Raw genomic sequence first — 17997 nt, forward strand, 5'->3', positions numbered from 1 at the left:
CATGCCGACTGCGTGGCCGATTCTCCCATCTCTTCGCTCCAGCAGGCCCGTTTCGTGCTGACTCAGCACGACGGGTGCGGTCCGCGCTGCCTGCAGCACCTGGCCGCGACCGCCTACAGCACCGGCCTGATCGACGACATCTGAGCCACGCCGCGTCCACTTCGACACGTTGACGAACTCGTTGCGAGACGGCGAACCCACTCCCGACGCCATTACCGTCGACAGTATGAGTGTGGACCCGGAAGCGGAAGGCGACGGCGACACGATCACCGAACGCCGAGGTCTGCGGGGGCGCTGGCGGCTGCGCAGGCCGTTCGTGCTGCCGTTGCGGCGCGCCACCGCGGACAACATTCCCATCGCCCCCACGCCGCTGCAGCCGATCGACCTGACCGACGACGCGGAAGTGGCGCAGGTGCTCGATCTCGCGGTCCGGGTCGGGGAGGTGGTGCTGGCGGCGGGCACCGGTGTCGTCGACACCTCGGCGCAGGTCCGCTTCATCGCCTCCACCTACGGTCTGCACAACTGCGACATCGACGTCACCTTCGACGCCATCCGCATCTGGGCCGACCGGGGGGCGCTGCTGCCGCCCGCCAGCGACATGCGGGTGGTGAAGTACCGTTCGCTCGACTTCACCCGGCTGGCCGCCGTCGACCGGCTGACGCGGCGGATCCGCACCCAGGTGGTCCCCGTCGACCAGGCGCACGCGGCGCTCGACGAGATCGTCCACGGGTCACACCCGTATCCGCGCTGGGTGTCGACGGCGGGCTGGTCGCTGCTGGCCGCGGCGATCGCGGTGCTGCTCGGGGGCGGGGCGCTGCTGGCCGTCATCAGTTTCGCCACCACCGCGCTGATCGACGTGGTGAACCGGGCGCTGCACCAGCTGGGTCTGCCGATCTTCTTCCAGCACATCGTCGGCGGTGTGCTCGCGGCCACGCCCGCGATCGCGCTCTCGGCGGTCAGCGAGCACTGGCGCGCCGACGCCGCGCTGATCGTCGCCGCGGGAATCACGGTGCTGCTCAGTGGGCAGCAGCTGGTCGGTTCGGTGCAGGACGCCATCACCGGCGCGCCGATCACGGCGGCGGCGCGAATGCTGGAAGTGGTGATGATGACCGGCGGCATCGTCGCCGGTATCGGTCTGGCACTGCGGATCTCGACCCTGCTCGGGATCAAGGTGCCCGAGATCGCGGCGGGCGCGGGGCGCGACACCGAATTCCTCGCGCTCAAACTGAGCGCCGGTGCGGTGGCCGCGATCGCGTTCGCCCTGGCCTGTTACGCGGAGCGGCGGGCGCTGTTCGCGGCCGGGCTCAGCGGCGCGGCGGGCACCGTGGCCTACCTGGTGGTGCAGGACATCGGCTTCGGCCCCGTGGTCGCCTCGGGCATGGCGGCCACGCTGGTCGGCCTGGCCGGTGGTCTGATGGCGCGCGAGGCGCTCACGCCGCCGCTGGTCGTCGCGGTCGCGGGCATCACGCCGCTGCTGCCGGGTCTGAAGGTGTACCGCGGGCTGTACGCCCTGCTCGAGGACGAGACGCTGCTCGGATTCGGGCAGATCCTCGGTGCCTTCGGCGTCGGCTGCGCGCTGGCGGCCGGTGTCGTCCTCGGTGAATGGTTCGACCGATTGCTGAGCCGCCGCGGCGCCCCGCGCGACTTCGATCCGACCTACACCAGCGACCGCTGACCTAGGTCTGGACGAGCGGCCGCGGACCGTCGGCCGCCGTCTCGGCGGGAGCCGGGTCCTGGATGCGCGGTTTGCCCGCCGCCCAGCGCATCTGGCTGCGCGCGGCGGGCGCCTCGGTGGCGGCCGGGATGACGAGCAGTGCGAGCGCGGCGCCGTTGCTGCCGACCAGGTGCATGATGCGCGAGGGCTGGGCACTGGCGGCCGCGGAACCGGATTCGACCGCGTTCCAGTCGAATCCGAGCCGGGCGAGCTTGCCGATCCGCGGGGACACCGCCTGCACCAGCTGGTGCAGCTCGGTCATCGGCTGGTCGGTGCGGGGCCACCAGGCGCCGTCGATCGCGCCGGTGGTGGCATGGCGATCTCGCAGCATCAGCCGGATCGGCCCGGCCGCGTCGCGGCCGATGCTCGTGTCAGGTGCTGTGTTCACTACGAATGATGTCTTTCTGAGGTCTGGAACGCCCGTCGATGACATATCGACCGGCGCGCGCCGTCCGTTTACGGACGAGGCATGAGGATGGATACCCACTCCGCCGCGTCGGCACGCACACTCGTCTCGAGCGGCGCCGGCGGCGGGCGTGGTGGCGATGGAACGGTCCCCCCGTGCTGTCGGGCCTCACTCTACGGAAGCCCACCGACAGATCCACCGATTAAACGAACAGGGCCCCGACCGGCGAACCGATCAGGGCCCTGCTGTGGCGGAGGATAGGGGATTTGAACCCCTGAGGGCGTTAACCCAACCCGCGTTCCAGGCGAGCGCCATAGGCCACTAGGCGAATCCTCCGTGGAGCAGCATAGCGGGTGCCAGGGGGCCGATGCCAAACCGGCCCCCTCGGCAGGCGTCCTACCTGCTATTTCTTCAGAGCCGCCAGGACCTTGCGGACCTGTGATTCGGCGGCGGCCTGCATGGCGGCGCGGTCGAAGCCGCGCATGGTCGAGACCTCGATCTCCACCTTCACCGAGATATTGCTGTCGTGCGCCCCGACGACGTAGCTGTAGTCGTTGGGGATGGAACTGTAGGTCTGCTCCTTGGTGGCGTAGTACGCCTCCGCGCCGATGCCGCTGACCGGGCCGTTCTCGTAGCCCTTGCCGGTGGTCCTGGTGTCGTAGCCCTTCCAGCGGGAGTAGTCCGATTCGGTCCCTCCGCTGGTCTTGAACTCCACCTCCAGCGACAGGCTCGCCTCGTTGCCGGTGCGGCCCGACTCCTTGTTCTTGGCATCGCAGTCGTAGGAGCCGCCGCCGATGTACTCCGACGGACCGCGCTCGGTGTGCGTGGTGGTCTCGCGGGTGCTGGACCACTGGTTCAGCACGGTGAGATCGACCAGGTCGCAGGCGTTCTTGCCGTCCTGGAACTGGTAGTCGCCCGCCCACTCGGAGGAGTCGGGGGCGAACGGGTTGCTCGGGCCGTCGTCGTCACCGCTGTTGGCGACGGCGACCAGGCCGACGACCAGCACCGCGACCACCGCGACGGCTCCGCCGATGATCCACCACACCGCCTTGTTGCCCGAGGACGGCGGCCGCGGCGGCGCGCCCCACTGCTGCTGCGGCGGCATCGGCGCGTACGGCTGCGGCTGCGCGTAGTAGTTCGGCGGCGGCTGATTCGGCGGCGCGGCGTTCGCGTAGGGGTTGGCCTGCTGATACGGGCCGGACTGATACGGCTGCGGCGGCGCGGTGTAGGCGCCGCCGATGTCGCCGCGCAGGATCGTCGGATCCGCCTGCGCCGGTGGCGGAGCGTCGGTGCCCGGCCGTTCCCACCAGTGCACGGTGGGATCGGACGGCGGTATGCCTCCCTCAGGAGGTGGTGTGTTCGGACCGGTCACGCGACAAACCCCTACTTCCGAGTCGCGGGGAGTCCCCCCTCGTCGTATTCGCCACGATCGTAGCCAGCCCCGCGCGCGCACGGGCATCCACTGACCTGCGCTTCGCTGCCTACACTGAGCAATCGGGCCGCCCCGGCGCGGTTGTCGTCGAACGATATGAGGTGGAACACGTCGTGGGCACCGCGCGAACGCCACGGTCGAGATGGGTCGAGGAAGGCCTGTCGGTGCTGGCCGAATCCGGCGTCGACGCGGTGCGGGTGGAGGTGCTGGCCAAGCGGATCGGCGTCACCAAGGGCGGGTTCTACGGGTACTTCGCCGATCGCGACGCGCTGCTGACCGAACTGCTCGACGAATGGGAACGCGAGGCCGTCGACCAGGTGCTCGAGCGGGTCGAACCCGTGAGCGCGGACCCGAAGGCCAAGGCGCGCCTGGCCGCCGTGCTCACCTTCAGCAGCGACCGGCTGCTGCCGATCGACCTCGCCATCCGCGCCTGGGCCCGTCGCGACGACGCCGTCGCACAGCGGCTGCGCCGGGTCGACAACGCGCGAATAGCCTTGCTGCGCGAGACGATCGGCGTGTTCTTCTCCGATCCCGACGAGGTGGAGGCGCGCAGTCTGCTCGCCTTCTGCGCGGTGATCGGCGGGCACTTCCTGGCCGCCGACCACGAGGGCCGCAGCAGACTCGATGTGCTCGCCCGAGCCGCCGACGTGCTCTTCGATCCCCCCGATCGCTAGACCGCGCGGGAACCGCTACACTGGCCGACGGATCCCGCGCGGCGCGCATCCTGTGAACTCCCCCAGGGCCGGAAGGCAGCAAGGGTCAACGGGCTCTGCCGGGTGCGCGGGGTCCCCTTATTTTTCGGGGACCCCCGCCGGATCGTCCGCCACCGCACCTTCGCAGCGTGCGAGCCCGATCCGGCTCCGGATACCCCACCGATTCCGAGCAAACGCCGGGTAACGTTGCGGGTGTCGGCACGCACAGCGTGCACCCCCACCTTGCTGCTTCGAAAGGCTGCCCAGGATGCCCCGGCAAACGCAGATCGGTTTGATGAGCCACGCGGAACTCGTGTCCGAGCACGAGTCCCAGACCGCGAATTACGCGACGCTCAAGACCGAGAAGCTCACGCTGGACCTCACCCGAGGTAAGCCCTCGCCGGAGCAACTCGATTTATCCGCGTCCCTGCTCTCCCTGCCGGGCGACGGCGACTTCCGCGACGCGGCGGGCACCGACTGCCGCAACTACGGCGGACTCGACGGCCTGCCGGAACTGCGCGCCATCTTCGGCGAGCTGCTCGGCATCCCGGTCGAGCAGCTGATCGCGGGCAACAACGCCAGCCTCGAGCTCATGCACGACAACATCGTCTTCGCGATGCTCTACGGCACGCCCGACTCGCCGCGCCGCTGGGCCGCCGAGGAGACGATCAAGTGGCTGTGTCCGGCCCCCGGCTACGACCGCCACTTCGCGATCACCGAGGCCCTCGGCATCGAGATGATCACCGTCCCGATGAACAACGACGGCCCCGACACCGGCGCCATCGCGACGCTGCTGGCGAACGATCCGCAGATCAAGGGTCTGTGGGCGGTGCCCAACTACGCCAACCCGACCGGCGCGGTGTTCTCCGAAGAGGTTGTCCGCGAACTCGTTTCGATGAAGGCGGCCGCGCCCGACTTCCGGCTGTTCTGGGACAACGCGTACGCGGTGCACCCGCTCACCGACACCGCGGCGCCGGTGCTCGACGTACTCGGCATGGCCGCGGCGGCGGGCAACCCGAACCGGCCGCTGGTCTTCGCCTCCACCTCCAAGATCACCTTCGCCGGCGCGGGCGTGAGCTTCTTCGGCGCGTCCAAGGCGAACCTGGACTGGTACCTGAGCCACGCCTCGAAGAAGAGCATCGGCCCCGACAAGCTCAACCAGCTGCGCCACCTGCGCTTCTTCACCGACGCCGAGGGCGTGCGCGAGCACATGCAGAAGCACCGCAGGCTGCTCGAGCCGAAGTTCGCGCTGGTGCGCCGGATCCTCGAGGACCGCCTCGGCGCCTCCAAGGTGGCGTCCTGGACCGAGCCCAAGGGCGGTTACTTCATCAGCCTCGACGTGCTCGAAGGCACCGCGTCCCGGGTGATCGCGCTGGCCAAGGACGCGGGCATCGCCCTCACCGCGGCGGGCTCGGCGTTCCCGTACCGCAATGACCCCGAGGACAAGAACATCCGCATCGCCCCCTCCTTCCCGCAGCTGCCGGAGCTGGAGAAGGCGATGGACGGGCTGGCCACCTGCGTGCTGCTGGCCGCCACCGAGAAGCTGCTCGAGCAGCACTGAGCCGACGGCCGGGCGCGCGGTCCGCGCGCCCGGCCCCCGGTCAGCGGGGTTTGTGGGCCAGCACGCCGAACATGGTCACCGAGATGTGCACGTCACCGCGGTCGGCGCCGGCCTGCAGGTCGGCCACCAGCTGATCGCGTTCGGCCGGCGTGATCACCCCGCGCAGCACCGCCAGCCCGGCGATCCGGCTGACCAGGGCGCCCGCGCCCACGCTGCGGTCCTGGACCAGCGCGTGCGAGCCGATCTCGTCGACGACCAGCCCGGCGCCGCTGAGCAGACCGGGCAGCCTGCGCCCGGACAGTGGATTCGTGGTCGAGGAGATCAGCGTCTCGATGACCGCGCGCACCACCCGCGGGTCGCCGGGGTGCACGATCGCGGTCGCCCAGTCGCTGTCGACCACGACGACGCGGCCACCCGGCCGCAGGACGCGCGCGAGTTCGGTCGCCGCCCTGGCCGGCGCGGTGAGGTGCTGGAACACCCGTTCGCAGAGCACCGCGTCGAAGCTGTCGTTGCCGAAGGGCAGGCCGTAGGCGTCCCCGGTGGCGAAGCTCGCCGTCGAGCCGCGTTCGCTCGCGCGCCGCTGGGCCGAGGCGATCAGGTGGGGATCGGGTTCGACGCCGACGGCGGTCCCGGTGGGGCCGACGGCGTCGGCGAAGGCGAACACCTCCGATCCGGTGCCGGAGCCGATGTCGAGCGCGCTCTCCCCGGGCTGGAGAGCCAGCGCGTCGTGACTCCAGGCGCGTAGCCTGCGCATCCCGGGCTGGGTGACCTCCAGGTCGTGGGCGTCGATCAGTTGGTCCTGGCCCGCTTGATCGAAGCGGTCAGGGCGAGGGGTGTAGTCGGTCATACCTACCGCCATCGTCGGAGCTGTAGTCCTCGGGAGCATGGATCCAGAGGCTACGTGAAATGTGTCACGATGAATGTATGACTCGTACGCTGTGTCTGGCGCAGGAAGCCGAGGCCGACGAACTTCTCAGCACCGATGATTTCGCATTGCTGCTGGGAATGCTGCTCGATCAGCAGTACCCGATGGAGCACGCGTTTCGCGGGCCGCGCAAACTCGCCGAGCGAATGGGTGGATTCGACCTGCGCCGGATCGCCGAAGCCGACCCGGCCGAATTCGAGGAACTCGCCGCCACCCCGCCCGCCATCCACCGCTACGGCCGGTCGATGGCCCGCCGCGCCCAGGCGCTGGCCCAGTACGTGATCGAGCATTACGACGGCGTACCAGCGAATATCTGGACCGCGGGCGACCCCGACGGCAAGGAAGTACTGCGCAGGTTGCAGGACCTGCCCGGCTTCGGGGCGCAGAAGGCCAAGATCTTCCTCGCCCTGCTCGGCAAGCAACGTGACGTACGTCCCACCGGCTGGCGAAAAGCGGCCGGAAACTATGGCGACGAGGGCTCGCGGCGTTCGGTCGCCGACGTCGTCGACGCCGAAACCCTCGCCGAAGTACGGGAATTCAAGAAGCAGGCCAAAGCCGCCGCGAAGTCCGCTCCGTGAATTCCTAGTTACGATCTGCGTGCGTTTTTCCCTCGTCAGCGAACCGCGTCTGCTCGAAGCTTGCTTCTCGAACAAGCTCGACAAACACGATGAGGGATTGGCAGTTCTATGAAGATGAGGAAGCTCGCCGTGGTCGCGGCGCTCCTGACCCTGGCGACCGGTGTCGCCGCGGGCACCTCCGTCGCGGCTCCGGCCCAGGAGACCGGTGCGCCCATCAACTTCTCCGCGCAGGAAGTGAACGGCACCTCGGTGATCACCACCGACGCCGGTTCGCTGGTCGTGGAAGAGGGCGCCTTCAAGGTCAAGGCGGCCGACGGCACCACCGTCGCGGCCACCCCGCTCTCGTTCCGCCTCGACGATTTCGAGCTGCCCATCGCGGCCGACATCTCCGGCAACAAGGCGGTGCTCACCCCGCAGCTGGACCCGGCCAAGGCCGTGTACAAGCCGGTCGCCCTGCCGTTCGAGGACAAGGCGCCGTTCAAGACCGAATACGACCGTGAGGTCGCGGCCTGGAGCCGGCTGACCTCCACCATCTCCACCGGTGCCGCGGTGGGCACCCTCGTCGGTGGCCTGGCCGGCGGCGCCGTCGGTTGCGTCCTGGGCGGCATCGTCGGCGCGACCGTCGCCTCGGCCACCATCATCGGCCTGTTCGGCCCGTTCCTGCCCGCCGCCGCGGTGGGTTGCATCGGTGGCATCCTGGCGATCGGTGCCCTGGGCACCCTGGCCGGTCAGATCTTCATCACCGCGCCCGTGGCGATCGGTGCGGCCATCCAGTACTTCACCACCATCAACGCTCCCTTCACCCCTCCGGCGAAGTAGCAACCCCTGACGCAGCGCCCCATCCGGTTTCCGGGTGGGGCGCTTCGCGCTACCGGGGCAGTCCCGTGACCTGGGCAAACGCTGTGCGGCGCGACACAATCCGCCGGTTCGGCTTGGATGGGTCCGGATTAGGTGTTAACTTGATTGTTATGTCCGGCAACCACCTCTGCGCCCAGCGGGTCACCTACGTGACCGCCGCTCTGGGCTTGCGGTTGCCGTTGACGCGTGAACTTTGTCGTTCCTGATGCCGCAGCTGGGCCGTCTCCGGCTCGCCAGCTGCCACGCCAGACGTGTCGGCAATTCCGTTGGGACAACGGGATTTCAGCAAGGAACTTCATATGTCTACTCCCATCATCGATCGCCCCGTCACCCGGGCGGGCGCCGGTCGTCCTCGGGTCTCCCGCCCCGTCGTCGCCCCTGAGCTGCGCCGCAGCGACAACCCGGCCGCCGCCGTGCTGCGCACCGCCGCCTCCGGTCCGGTCTCACGCGACAATGCCGCGCGGGCAACGGGTCTGAGCATCGCCACCGTGAATCGCCAAGTGGCGTCGCTGCTTTCGGCCGGGCTGCTGCGTGAGCGGCCCGACCTGACCGCGGCGGGCGCCGTCGGGCGCCCCCGGGTGCCGTTCGAGATCGACCACGACGCCTACCTGACCCTGGGCATCCACATCGGCGCGGCCGCCACCAAGATCGTCGCCGCCGACCTGCGCGGGCGCATCCTCGGCGGGCTGGCCATCGCCACCCCGCAGACCGGGCAGGAGTTCGCCGTCACCACCGTCGCGCGCAGTGCCAAGGCGTTCCTGCAGCGCTGGCACCGCCGCACCCCGCTGTGGGCCGGTGTCGCCATCGGTGGCCGCGTCGACCCGCAGACCGGCGTGGTCGACCACCCCAAGCTGGAATGGAAGGGCGCGCCGATCGGGCAGGTGCTCGGCGACGTGCTGGAACTGCCGGTGTCGGTCGCGCCGCACGTCGAGGCGATGGCCGCCTCGGAGCTGCTGCTGCCGACCTTCGACGCGCGCAGGCCCGAGCCCGACACCGAACTGCCCGCCACCCAGAACGGCAGCAGCCTGTACTTCTACGTCCGTGAGACCGCGGGCATCGCCGTCACCCTCGACGGCCGGGTGCACACGCCCAACAACGGCCCCGGTTCCATCGCGCACCTGCCGACCGGCTCGGACGTGCAGTGCACCTGCGGCCGACGTGGCTGCTTGGAAGTGACCGTCGGCGACCGGGCCTTGCAGGCCAGGGCGGTCGGCCGCGGCATCATCCCGGCGCACAACGGCACCGCGGGCACCACCATCGCCGACCTCTACCGCGCGGCCGAGTCGGGTTCGGCCGGCGCGCGCGAACTGCTGGCGGAGCGGGCGACCATGCTCGGCCAGACGGTGGCGCTGGTCCGCGACATGCTCAACCCCGACCGGGTGGTCCTGGGCGGCCAGGCCTTCACCGGCTACCGCCCCGCGCTCCCGCACGTCGCCAGGGCCTTCACCCAGAGCACCCAGCTCCCGCCCACCGACATCCGCATCAGCGGTTTCGGCGGCAAGGTCCAGGAGTTCGCCGCCGTGGTCACCTCCCTGAGCGCCCTCTACGCCGACCCGCTGACGGCCATCCGCCGCGCCGGGTAAGAACCGGTCGCCCGCCGACACCAATGGTGCATGAGCTCTTCGCTGATGCATCGGGCCGCCGCCGATGGCGCGCTGTCTGCCGAGGTCAGGCGATGGCGGAGCCGCTGGCTGGTGGTGTCGGGATTTCCGCCACCACTGGCCGCGGCCGTCGTCGCCGATCCCGGCATCGACCTGCACGCCCTGCTCGAGCTGGTCGACCGCGGCTGCCCACCGGAGCTGGCGGTGCGTATCGTGGCGCCGCTGCCGACGGTGGAGCCGGTACGGTGAGCACTGTGCACCCCGCGACCTCCGGCGTGGCGCGTCCCCAGGCCGACGAACAGTGGCAGGCCGACCTCACCGACGACGGCCCGGCGGGTCGGCACGCGCTCGCCCGGCTGCGCGAGGTGCTGCTGCGGGCGACCCGGCACCAGGTCTGGCGGTTGCGTGACCTGCTGCCCGGGGCGAGTGCGGGCGAACTGGAGGATCTGGCGCAGCAGTGCGCCGACGACGCCGCGCTCGACGTCCTGCGCAAGCTGCCCACGTTCGAGGGCCGCAGCCGCTTCACCACCTGGGCCTACAAGTTCGGCGTGCATCACGCGGGTGTCGCCGTGCGCAGGCAGGCGTGGCGGCACCGCGAGATTCCGCTGCCGGACGCCGTGGCCCTGGCCGCCGACCGAGCACCCACCCCGGACGCGGTGCTCGCCGGCGCCGAGCTGGCCCGTGCGGTCGAGTCGGCGATCGCCCGCGACCTCACCCCGCACCAGCGCTACATCCTGCTGGCGCTGGTGGTCGAGCAGGTGCCGATCGACGTGCTGGCCGAGCGGCTCGGCAGCACGCGCAACGCCCTGTACAAGACACTGCACGACGCCAGGAAACGCTTGCGCGCCAGCCTGATCGACCACGGCCATCTCGACATCAGTCCCGATCGGAGCACCCGATGACCGATCCGCACGCTGAGACGATCGCGAGCCTGGTGGCCGACACCAGCCCGTACCTGTCCTGCGACGAGTGCTTCGCGCGCCTCGACGAATACGTCGAAAGCGTCTGCGCCGACCCGCGATACGACGACCTCGCCATGCGCACCCACCTGGCGGGCTGCGGGGCGTGCGCGGAGGAAGCGCGCACACTGCGGGAACTGATCGAGCTCCCGGGGTAAGAACCGCTCCGCCGCGGACACCAACAGGGCGACCCGTTCCGGGTCGGCACCCGGTTTCCGCGAAGGAGAAACAGATGACCGTGCACCCCGATCGAACCCATGCCCCCGTCACCACCGACCCCGGCTACCAGGCGTTCTGGGCACTGCGGCTGGGCTTCGGCCTCCTGCCGATCCTGTTCGGGCTGGACAAGTTCGCGAACATCCTCACCGACGACTGGACCCGCTACCTGGCCCCGTTCGTCGACGACCTCGTCCCTGGCGACGCGCAGACGGCGATGGGCATCGTCGGCGTGATCGAGATCGTCGCGGGCATCGCGGTTCTCGTGTTCCCGCGCCTGGGCGCGCCCCTGGTCGCGGCCTGGCTCGGCGGCATCATCGTGAACCTGCTGATCGTCGGCGGCTACGGCGATATCGCCCTGCGCGACTTCGGATTGCTGGCCGCGGCGCTGGTACTGACCCGCCTGGCCTGGGCCTACCCGACCGGGCTGCCCACCAGGAGCAGCTGAGATCCGTGCCGCCGCGTCGATACCGAAGCGGCGGCACCGGATTCGTCAGCGGGGGTTGAAGGCGCCTTCCAGTGCCGTGATGAAGAACGGGAACTGGGCGGCGAAGCGGTGCAGGTTGCGATCACGGTCGTAGCCGGCGAACCAGTACAGGCCGGGCTGGGAGTCGGCCGAGGGATCCATGTCGCGGAAGGCGCGGATCCAGTTGTCGGCCCGGCCGCTGATCACCGTGTACGGCAGGGCGCGGGAGAACACCGTCTCCTGGTCGATCGGCGCGATCCGTTCGCGCGCCACCGAATCCAGGCCACGCTGCATGGCGCGCACCCGGCCCGCGACATTGTCGCCGAGGGTGGTCCTGGTGGGCAGGTAGTTGGGCAGCAGCACCGCGGCCACACCGGCCAGGGCGATCGCGACACCGACCAGGGCGTGGCCGGTGGTCAGCGCGAGCGCGACGGTGGCGATCACGCCGAGCACGATCAGGGCGCCACCGATCCAGCGCGGCAGCGCGCGCTGCTTCGGATCGGCGAAGGCACCGGTCGCGACGGCATCGGCCACCATCGCGGCGCGGACAGGTTCGAGCTGCATCCGGCCCGGCGCGCGGAGCTCGCGCACGGCGACGGTGTCGGTGCCCTCGGGTAGCAGCATGTCGTAGACGGTGCGCTCGTAGTCGCGCAGCTGGTCGTCGGGGGCGTTGACCCGGCTGATCCGCCAGTCGTCCTCGCCGCGCGCGTTCACCGGGGTGATCCACAGGTAGCGGCGCACGGCCAGGTCGACGACGGTCGCGGCGATGTCGACCGGGTCGACGTGCTCGTCCAGCAGCAGACCGGCCTCGCCGGGCAGGACCCCGTCGGGCGAGACGAAGTCCACCCGGCCGCCCTGCTGGACCAGCGGCTCGAACGTCTCGGTACCCGCGGTCGCCGCGGCGGCGCGCTTGCGGGCCAGCAGCACGTAGCCGACCATGGCCGCCAGCGCCACCAACAGCGCGCCGAACGCGGCGAGCACCGGCGTGGTGAAGGCGAAGAAGTTGTCCGAATCGCCGCCACGCACATCGGCGTTGGCGGGGACGGTGCCGGGCGGCAGCTGCAGGGTGAGATCGATCGCGTCGCCCTTGCGGATGTCGCGCTGGCTCAGATACAGCACGCCGTCGGGTTCGGTGTGCACGTCGGCGCACGGCTTGGCGCTGCCCGCCGGGCCGAGCTTGCAGTCCACGATGCCCATTTGATAGCTGGGGCTGATCACCGAGACGTCCAGCTCGGCGATGTCGGCGTTGACCACGCCGAGCCAGTGGAACACCTGGGTGCCCGGCATGTCGGAGACGGTGTTGTGCACCGCGTAGGTGAACTTGGATTCGCCCGGCTTCGCCTCGACGACGAACTGGTCGTTCACCGTGGTCGCGGTGCCAGCGCCGCTCGCGGTGACATCGGTGACCTTGAAGACGCGTTCGACATCGTCGCCGACCTTGAGACGCAGCGGCAGCGACATCGTGAAATTGCCGTCGGCGGGCACCCCGACGGTCTCGGTGACCTCGAGCACACCGTCTTCGGTGAGGGTGAGATCGGCGGTGATCGTCACGCCGTCGGGCGCGGGCTCCGTGTGGGCAACCGGCGCGGCCGCGAGCAAGCCCACCGAAGCGAGCAGCAGCGCGCCTGCGGCGCCCCCCCGAAAAGTCAGCATGGCTGCTTACTCTAGACAGCTTGCTATTCTGCGTCAGCGGCTGTCGGCGACTCACGAGACGAGGGGGTACGGGGGCGTGACTCAACCACCGTACGGTTATGGCCCGGTCGGTCCAGGTGGGCGACCGGTTCCGCCGCCCCCTGGCTATGGACAGCACCCGGGGTATCGTCCGCAGCCCGGATACGGTCAGCCCGGATATCCACAGCCGCAGGGTTATCCACAGGGTTACTCGCCCCGGCAGGGCTACGGCCCGCCGTCCGGCTACCGCCCGCCGCCGATGCCCTACGGTCCGCCCGGCAGGCCGACCCCACCGCCGCGCAAACGCCGTGGCGGCGTCACCTCGCTGCTGCTCGTCATCGTCTTCCTGGTCGTCGGTGGCCTGGTGAAATTCGCCGTCAACACCGGAATCGACGTCGGCATCGGCGCCATCGGCCCGAAGCCGAGCACCACCTACACGCCCCAGCCCGGCACCGCGCCCGCCGCGACCGCGGACAACCCGCTGCTCACCACCGCCAACGGCACCCTGGTCCCGGCGTCCTGCGACTACGCGCCGTGGAGCACCCAGGTCGAGAAGGCGCGCGCGTTCTTCGAATCCGCCGCCCGCTGCCTGGAGGCGGCGTGGAAGCCGGTGCTGACGGCCAACAACCTGCCGTTCGAGTCGCCGACACTGAGCATCACCGCGAGCACGGCGGGAATCACCACCCCGTGCACCGGCTCCACCAGCAATTTCGCCGCGTTCTACTGCGCGGCGAACAAGACCATCTACATGCCCATCAGCCAGCTGCAGACCGACCAGTTCCGCGACAACTGGGTGGTGTACCTGTCGGTGTTCGCGCACGAGTACGGCCACCACGTGCAGGCCCAGTCCGGGATCCTGCGCAAGGCCAACAGCGAACGCGTCGACGCGGGCGCGCGCTCGCCCAAGGGCCTCGAGCTCTCGCGCCGAGTCGAATTGCAGGCCAACTGTTTCGACGGCATGTTCATCGCGTCCTCGAAGGGCGGCGGCTCGCTGAGCGCGGCCCAGGTCACCGTGGCCACCAAGGACTCCTACGGACGCGGCGACGGACCGGGTGACATGCGTGATCACGGGACGTCCGAGCACGGTGGGCAGTGGTTCGAGTCGGGACTCGAACACAATCGCACCAACCAGTGCAACACCTTCACGGCTCCGGCCGGCGAAGTGAGTTGAGCGTTTCCGGAAAGACGTGATGTATCCACCCCAGCCGCCATACGGCAATCCGATGCCGCCCTATGGGCAGCCGATGCCGTCGCCGTATCCGTATGGGCAGCAGGCGCCCTCGCCATACGGCCGGCCCGCCTACGGGCGGCCGCTGCCGCCGCCGTACGGGTACGCGCCGCAGGGATACCGGCCGCCGCCGCGCCGGGGTGGTGGCGGGTTCGGTGCCCTGCTCACCGTGCTGACGGTGTGCGGAATCGTGGGCGCGCTGCTGACCGCCGCGGTGACGCTGTCGGACCAGACCGCGCGCGACAACACCGCGGCCACCACCACACCCAGCTTCACCTACAGCTCGAATTCCGCCGCGCCGACCACGAATTCGGCGCCGGCCAGCTCGACCACCCCGCGGACCTCGGCACGCACCACCGCGCCGACCACCACGAAACCCGCGGGGCCGCAACCGGTGATCGCGCTCGGGCAGCATCCGCTGTTCGGCGACAACACCGCCTACCTGCCCAACATGGACTGCGACCTGCCGCGCTGGTCGACCGACGCGGCGACCGCCAAGGCGTTCTTCGCCGCGGCCCAGGTGTGCCTGGACCAGATGTGGCGGACCAACCTCGCCAAGGCGAACCTGCCGTTCCGCAGTCCGGGCCTGGTCGTGGCGGTGAACCCGTCCGAGCTGTCCTCGCCGTGCGGCGGTTCCAGCAGCGACGCCTTCTATTGCAGCGCGTCCAGCACGATCTACATGTCGACCGCGGGTCTGGTGCTGAACAACACGCCGTACCCGCCGATGGAAGCGCTGTCGGTCTACGCCCACGAATACGGCCACCACGTGCAGGGACTCACCGGGCTGCTGCAGGCGTCGTCGAACCAGCGCCGCGAACAGGGCGCCATGTCGACGGGCGGGCTGGAGACCTCACGCCGGATGGAGTTGCAGGCCAGCTGCTTCGGCGGAATGTATGTCGGCTCGGCGGAAGCCGGCGGTTCGTGGACCTCGCAGGAGGGCTACGCCGCGGTCAAGCACAACTACAACCGCGGTGACGGCAACGGCCGCCACCGCGATCACGGCACTCCCGAGCACAACGGCAACTGGTACAACCAGGGCTACTCGAAGAACCGCAACTTCGAGTGCAACACCTGGCTGGCCCCGGCCGACGAGGTCAGCTAGCGGTCAGTGCCCGCCGTAGTGGCCCTCGCCGAACCGGCGGGGCGAACTGCCGTGCACGCCTTCGGCATACGCGGTCTCGGCGTGCAGGGCGAAGTCGATGCCCGCGGTCTCGTCCTCCTTGCTGACCCGGAACCCGATGACCTTGTCGATGCCTTTGCCGAGCGCGAACGACACCCCGAACGCGTAGGCCGCGACCACGAGCACGCCCACCAGCTGCTTGCCGAGCTGGGCGAATCCGCCGCCGTAGAACAGGCCGTTCACGCCGCCGGTCATCACCTCGGTGGCGAGCAGGCCGATCAGGATCGTGCCGACGATGCCGCCGACGAAGTGCACGCCCACCACGTCGAGGGAATCGTCGTAGCCCGCCTTGTGCTTCCAGCCGACGGCGAACGAGCACACGATGCCCGCGGCCAGACCGACCACCACCGCGCCGAGGGTGTTGATCACGCCGCAGGACGGGGTGATCGCGACCAGGCCGGCCACCGCGCCCGAGGCGGCGCCGAAGGTGGTGGGCCTGCCGTCGCGGACCTGCTCCACGATCAGCCAGCCCAGCATGCCGAGACTGCCCGCGACCAGCGTGTTCAGGAAGACCGCCGCCGCGGTACCGGTGGCGCCGAGCGCCGAACCGGCATTGAAACCGAACCAGCCGAACCACAGCAGGCCCGCGCCGAGCAGCACGAACGGCAGGTTGTGCGGACGCATCGCGTCGATGTTGAAGCCGATGCGCGGACCGAGCACCAGTGCCAGCGCCAGCGCCGAAGCGCCCGAGGCGATCTCGACGACCAGGCCGCCCGCGTAGTCGAGCGTGCCGAAACCGAGCAGCCAGCCGTCCGGACCCCACACCCAGTGCGCGATCGGCGCGTACACCGCCAGCGTCCACAGCGGGACGAAGACCATCCAGCCGGAGAACTTGGCGCGGTCGGCGATCGCGCCGGAGACCAGGGCCGCGGTGAGAATCGCGAAGGTCAGCTGAAAGGTGACGAACAGCAGCTCGGGAATGGTGCCGCGGACCGAATCGGGATTGATCCCGGCCAGGCCGACGTGCTCGAGATTGCCGATCAGGCCGCCGCCCGCGTCGTCACCGAAGGCCAGGCTGTACCCGGCGACCAGCCAGACCACCGTCACCAGCGGAATGGCGATGAAGCTCATCATCAGCATGTTCAGCACGCCGGTGGAGCGCACCATGCCGCCGTAGAAGACGGCCAGCGCCGGCGTCATCAGCAGCACCATGGCGGTGGCCGCTAGTAGCCAGGCGGTGGCCGCAGGGTCGATCGTTGCGGGCACGGGTAACTCCTCTTGCGTGAATGCGTTGCAAGGAAATTACCGAATGCTCACCGCATGTGCCGAGGTCGGGCGGGTTTCAGCCGCGACTTTCCTTCGCAAGGGCCCTGGATCCGCGCCGCCCGGGAACCGGCAGTTCCTCGCCGTCGGCGAGCCATTCGGCCGTCACCAGCCAGCGCCGCTGGGCGTGCGCGTCGGCCACGTCGAAGAAGACCCGGCGGCCCCGGTCGTCGCGCAGGTCGCGCGCGAGCGCCGCCCAGCTCGGTGCCCTGCCGCGGGTGGCGGTGTGCTCGGCGACGAAACCGGCGACCAGCTTGCCGATCATGTTCACCGGCTTCTGCGAGACCCGGTTGCCGTACTTGGTGGTGTGCCAGCGCCGGGCCGGGCACAGCGAGCCGGGGTTGGCGTTCGAGGCGATCCAGCCCGCGCGCTGGGCCCGCTCGATCAGCCAAAGGTGCTTGACCGCCGAGGGCGCGATCTCGCCGACGCGATCGGCGATGAGCTGGGAGACCTCGGCGTCGGCCAGGATGTCGCGCCGGGTGGGGCCGATGTCGTGTTCGGACCAGTGCGCGGCGGCGAGCCGGGCCAGGATGCGCCCGAATTCGTCGATGCTGCGCTGGGCGCGCCTGCCGAGGCGCTCGATCCGCTCGGCCTCGCGGCGCATCTCGTTCTGCGCGGTGAGGGTGCGGATGGCCGCCATGGTCGGGACCTGGCCGCGTTCGAGCAGCTGGAGGATGGCGGCGGCGGTCGCCGGATCAGCGGCGGCGGCGACGGGCAGCGAATCTCGCTTGATGTCGAAGTCCTGGGGACTGATCGCCCGGCTCAGCAGACCGACCGCGGCGTGGTCGCCGGCGAAATCGGTGTGGGCGAGCCAAGCGGCTGCGATGTCATCACACGACAGCACGGTGAAACGTTCCTCCGGTCGGCGGTGGGGGAGCGATACGGTGCGTGAAGGTTGTGCCCCGGTCGGGATGAGGGACCGGCCGGGGTCACCAACCTGATGAAGGTTTGGCCACCGAAGTTGCCGATATCCACGGTAGCCAGCCGCTTGCGCCGATGTCATCACGATTCATTGTTTCGTTACCTCCTAAAACTGGCCCGCAACCGGGGTTCGAGTCCGTATTTCCGCCGCAACCAGGATCGTTGGTGCGGACTCGTCCCCATTCGCTTGTGCTCAACACTCGATAGCTCGCCTGTTGCGCCTGGTCGATGGGCTTTATCGGGTCTCTCCCGACCCGAGTTCGAACTGTGATTCATGTCACGTTTGGGCGCTGATGTTCCGGCGATGCGATCACGCGTCGGCCGCT

General features: G+C 69.8%; 19 protein-coding genes, 1 tRNA gene and 1 other RNA gene. 14 read left to right on the top strand and 7 right to left on the bottom strand.

Translation table 11 applies throughout. From position 1 onward, the window contains the following. Positions 1-12 precede the first annotated feature (12 nt). Positions 13-144, top strand: coding sequence for a hypothetical protein (locus EL493_RS33485; RefSeq protein WP_019044495.1), 132 nt, complete (start codon positions 13-15; stop codon positions 142-144). 82 nt (positions 145-226) lie between these two features. After that, positions 227-1675 carry a threonine/serine exporter family protein gene (locus EL493_RS04965; RefSeq protein ID WP_019044496.1) on the top strand — a complete coding sequence of 483 codons (1449 nt, stop codon included), beginning with the start codon at positions 227-229 and terminating at the stop codon, positions 1673-1675. Position 1676: 1 nt separating this feature from the next. Here the strand turns inward: EL493_RS04965 and EL493_RS04970 are convergent, their stop codons facing one another. The 3 genes from EL493_RS04970 to EL493_RS04980 all read right to left on the bottom strand — a co-directional run bounded on the left by EL493_RS04970 (position 1677) and on the right by EL493_RS04980 (position 3435). Next, positions 1677-2102 carry a DUF5994 family protein gene (locus EL493_RS04970; protein WP_019044497.1) on the bottom strand — a complete coding sequence of 142 codons (426 nt, stop codon included), beginning with the start codon at positions 2100-2102 and terminating at the stop codon, positions 1677-1679. Between the two features lie 266 nt (positions 2103-2368). Further along, positions 2369-2456, bottom strand: a tRNA-Ser gene (locus EL493_RS04975). Positions 2457-2523: 67 nt separating this feature from the next. Next, positions 2524-3435 carry a hypothetical protein gene (locus EL493_RS04980; protein ID WP_019044498.1) on the bottom strand — a complete coding sequence of 304 codons (912 nt, stop codon included), beginning with the start codon at positions 3433-3435 and terminating at the stop codon, positions 2524-2526. Between the two features lie 218 nt (positions 3436-3653). On the opposite strand from EL493_RS04980, the gene EL493_RS04985 reads away from it, so the two are divergent. The 3 genes from EL493_RS04985 to EL493_RS04995 all read left to right on the top strand — a co-directional run bounded on the left by EL493_RS04985 (position 3654) and on the right by EL493_RS04995 (position 5805). After that, entirely contained in the window at positions 3654-4226 is a 573-nt protein-coding gene (locus tag EL493_RS04985) for a TetR/AcrR family transcriptional regulator (RefSeq protein ID WP_019044499.1), read from the top strand. A gap of 26 nt (positions 4227-4252) precedes the next feature. After that, an RNA gene (gene ffs / locus EL493_RS04990) (signal recognition particle sRNA small type) lies at positions 4253-4347 on the top strand. 165 nt (positions 4348-4512) lie between these two features. Next, positions 4513-5805, top strand: coding sequence for an aminotransferase class I/II-fold pyridoxal phosphate-dependent enzyme (locus EL493_RS04995; RefSeq protein WP_022566497.1), 1293 nt, complete (start codon positions 4513-4515; stop codon positions 5803-5805). Between the two features lie 40 nt (positions 5806-5845). Here the strand turns inward: EL493_RS04995 and EL493_RS05000 are convergent, their stop codons facing one another. Further along, positions 5846-6652: a methyltransferase domain-containing protein gene (locus EL493_RS05000; RefSeq protein ID WP_019044501.1), complete on the bottom strand. Its 807-nt coding sequence runs from the start codon at positions 6650-6652 to the stop codon at positions 5846-5848. A gap of 77 nt (positions 6653-6729) precedes the next feature. Here EL493_RS05000 and EL493_RS05005 point away from each other — a divergent pair, with 77 nt between their 5' ends. The 7 genes from EL493_RS05005 (at position 6730) to EL493_RS05035 (ending at position 11390) form a co-directional block, all read left to right on the top strand. Further along, positions 6730-7308 carry an HhH-GPD-type base excision DNA repair protein gene (locus EL493_RS05005; RefSeq protein WP_019044502.1) on the top strand — a complete coding sequence of 193 codons (579 nt, stop codon included), beginning with the start codon at positions 6730-6732 and terminating at the stop codon, positions 7306-7308. 108 nt (positions 7309-7416) lie between these two features. Beyond that, a complete protein-coding gene (locus EL493_RS05010; RefSeq protein WP_019044503.1) occupies positions 7417-8127 on the top strand; it encodes a hypothetical protein in 711 nt (236 codons plus the stop codon). Between the two features lie 338 nt (positions 8128-8465). Next, positions 8466-9749 (top strand): ROK family transcriptional regulator, encoded by a 1284-nt coding sequence (locus EL493_RS05015; protein ID WP_019044504.1) that lies wholly within the window; start codon positions 8466-8468, stop codon positions 9747-9749. 30 nt (positions 9750-9779) lie between these two features. Next, complete coding sequence (locus tag EL493_RS05020) at positions 9780-10016, top strand: hypothetical protein (protein ID WP_022566496.1); 237 nt, start codon at positions 9780-9782, stop codon at positions 10014-10016. Further along, a complete protein-coding gene (locus EL493_RS05025) occupies positions 10013-10669 on the top strand; it encodes an RNA polymerase sigma factor (protein ID WP_019044506.1) in 657 nt (218 codons plus the stop codon). Before EL493_RS05020 ends, EL493_RS05025 begins: the two co-directional genes overlap by 4 nt. Next, a complete protein-coding gene (locus EL493_RS05030; protein ID WP_019044507.1) occupies positions 10666-10884 on the top strand; it encodes a hypothetical protein in 219 nt (72 codons plus the stop codon). Before EL493_RS05025 ends, EL493_RS05030 begins: the two co-directional genes overlap by 4 nt. Positions 10885-10958: 74 nt before the next feature. After that, on the top strand, positions 10959-11390 hold the full coding sequence (locus EL493_RS05035; RefSeq protein ID WP_019044508.1) for a hypothetical protein: 432 nt from the start codon (positions 10959-10961) through the stop codon (positions 11388-11390). 45 nt (positions 11391-11435) lie between these two features. On the opposite strand, the gene EL493_RS05040 is transcribed toward EL493_RS05035, so the two are convergent. After that, positions 11436-13061 carry a DUF2207 family protein gene (locus EL493_RS05040; protein WP_022566495.1) on the bottom strand — a complete coding sequence of 542 codons (1626 nt, stop codon included), beginning with the start codon at positions 13059-13061 and terminating at the stop codon, positions 11436-11438. A 277-nt stretch (positions 13062-13338) separates the two neighbouring features. On the opposite strand from EL493_RS05040, the gene EL493_RS05045 reads away from it, so the two are divergent. Together EL493_RS05045 and EL493_RS32900 are read left to right on the top strand one after the other, a co-directional pair. Further along, entirely contained in the window at positions 13339-14250 is a 912-nt protein-coding gene (locus EL493_RS05045; protein ID WP_019044510.1) for a neutral zinc metallopeptidase, read from the top strand. Positions 14251-14302: 52 nt separating this feature from the next. Next, positions 14303-15409, top strand: coding sequence for a neutral zinc metallopeptidase (locus EL493_RS32900; protein WP_198040885.1), 1107 nt, complete (start codon positions 14303-14305; stop codon positions 15407-15409). Between the two features lie 3 nt (positions 15410-15412). Here the strand turns inward: EL493_RS32900 and EL493_RS05055 are convergent, their stop codons facing one another. Continuing rightward, positions 15413-16693, bottom strand: coding sequence for an ammonium transporter (locus EL493_RS05055; protein WP_022566493.1), 1281 nt, complete (start codon positions 16691-16693; stop codon positions 15413-15415). A 76-nt stretch (positions 16694-16769) separates the two neighbouring features. After that, complete coding sequence (locus tag EL493_RS05060) at positions 16770-17594, bottom strand: hypothetical protein (protein ID WP_019044513.1); 825 nt, start codon at positions 17592-17594, stop codon at positions 16770-16772. Positions 17595-17997 lie beyond the last annotated feature (403 nt).

The organism is Nocardia asteroides, from assembly GCF_900637185.1.
GTDB lineage: Bacteria > Actinomycetota > Actinomycetes > Mycobacteriales > Mycobacteriaceae > Nocardia > Nocardia asteroides.

What these genes read in the sequence shown, in the direction of transcription:
- EL493_RS04965 (WP_019044496.1), top strand. Translation starts at nt 227, where the DNA reads ATGAGTGTGGACCCGGAAGCGGAAGGCGACGGCGACACGATCACCGAA.
- EL493_RS04995 (WP_022566497.1), top strand. Translation starts at nt 4,513, where the DNA reads ATGCCCCGGCAAACGCAGATCGGTTTGATGAGCCACGCGGAACTCGTG.
- EL493_RS05000 (WP_019044501.1), bottom strand. Translation starts at nt 6,652, where the DNA reads ATGACCGACTACACCCCTCGCCCTGACCGCTTCGATCAAGCGGGCCAG.
- EL493_RS05005 (WP_019044502.1), top strand. Translation starts at nt 6,730, where the DNA reads ATGACTCGTACGCTGTGTCTGGCGCAGGAAGCCGAGGCCGACGAACTT.
- EL493_RS05010 (WP_019044503.1), top strand. Translation starts at nt 7,417, where the DNA reads ATGAAGATGAGGAAGCTCGCCGTGGTCGCGGCGCTCCTGACCCTGGCG.
- EL493_RS05015 (WP_019044504.1), top strand. Translation starts at nt 8,466, where the DNA reads ATGTCTACTCCCATCATCGATCGCCCCGTCACCCGGGCGGGCGCCGGT.
- EL493_RS05020 (WP_022566496.1), top strand. Translation starts at nt 9,780, where the DNA reads ATGAGCTCTTCGCTGATGCATCGGGCCGCCGCCGATGGCGCGCTGTCT.
- EL493_RS05030 (WP_019044507.1), top strand. Translation starts at nt 10,666, where the DNA reads ATGACCGATCCGCACGCTGAGACGATCGCGAGCCTGGTGGCCGACACC.
- EL493_RS05035 (WP_019044508.1), top strand. Translation starts at nt 10,959, where the DNA reads ATGACCGTGCACCCCGATCGAACCCATGCCCCCGTCACCACCGACCCC.
- EL493_RS05040 (WP_022566495.1), bottom strand. Translation starts at nt 13,061, where the DNA reads ATGCTGACTTTTCGGGGGGGCGCCGCAGGCGCGCTGCTGCTCGCTTCG.
- EL493_RS05045 (WP_019044510.1), top strand. Translation starts at nt 13,339, where the DNA reads ATGCCCTACGGTCCGCCCGGCAGGCCGACCCCACCGCCGCGCAAACGC.
- EL493_RS32900 (WP_198040885.1), top strand. Translation starts at nt 14,303, where the DNA reads ATGCCGCCCTATGGGCAGCCGATGCCGTCGCCGTATCCGTATGGGCAG.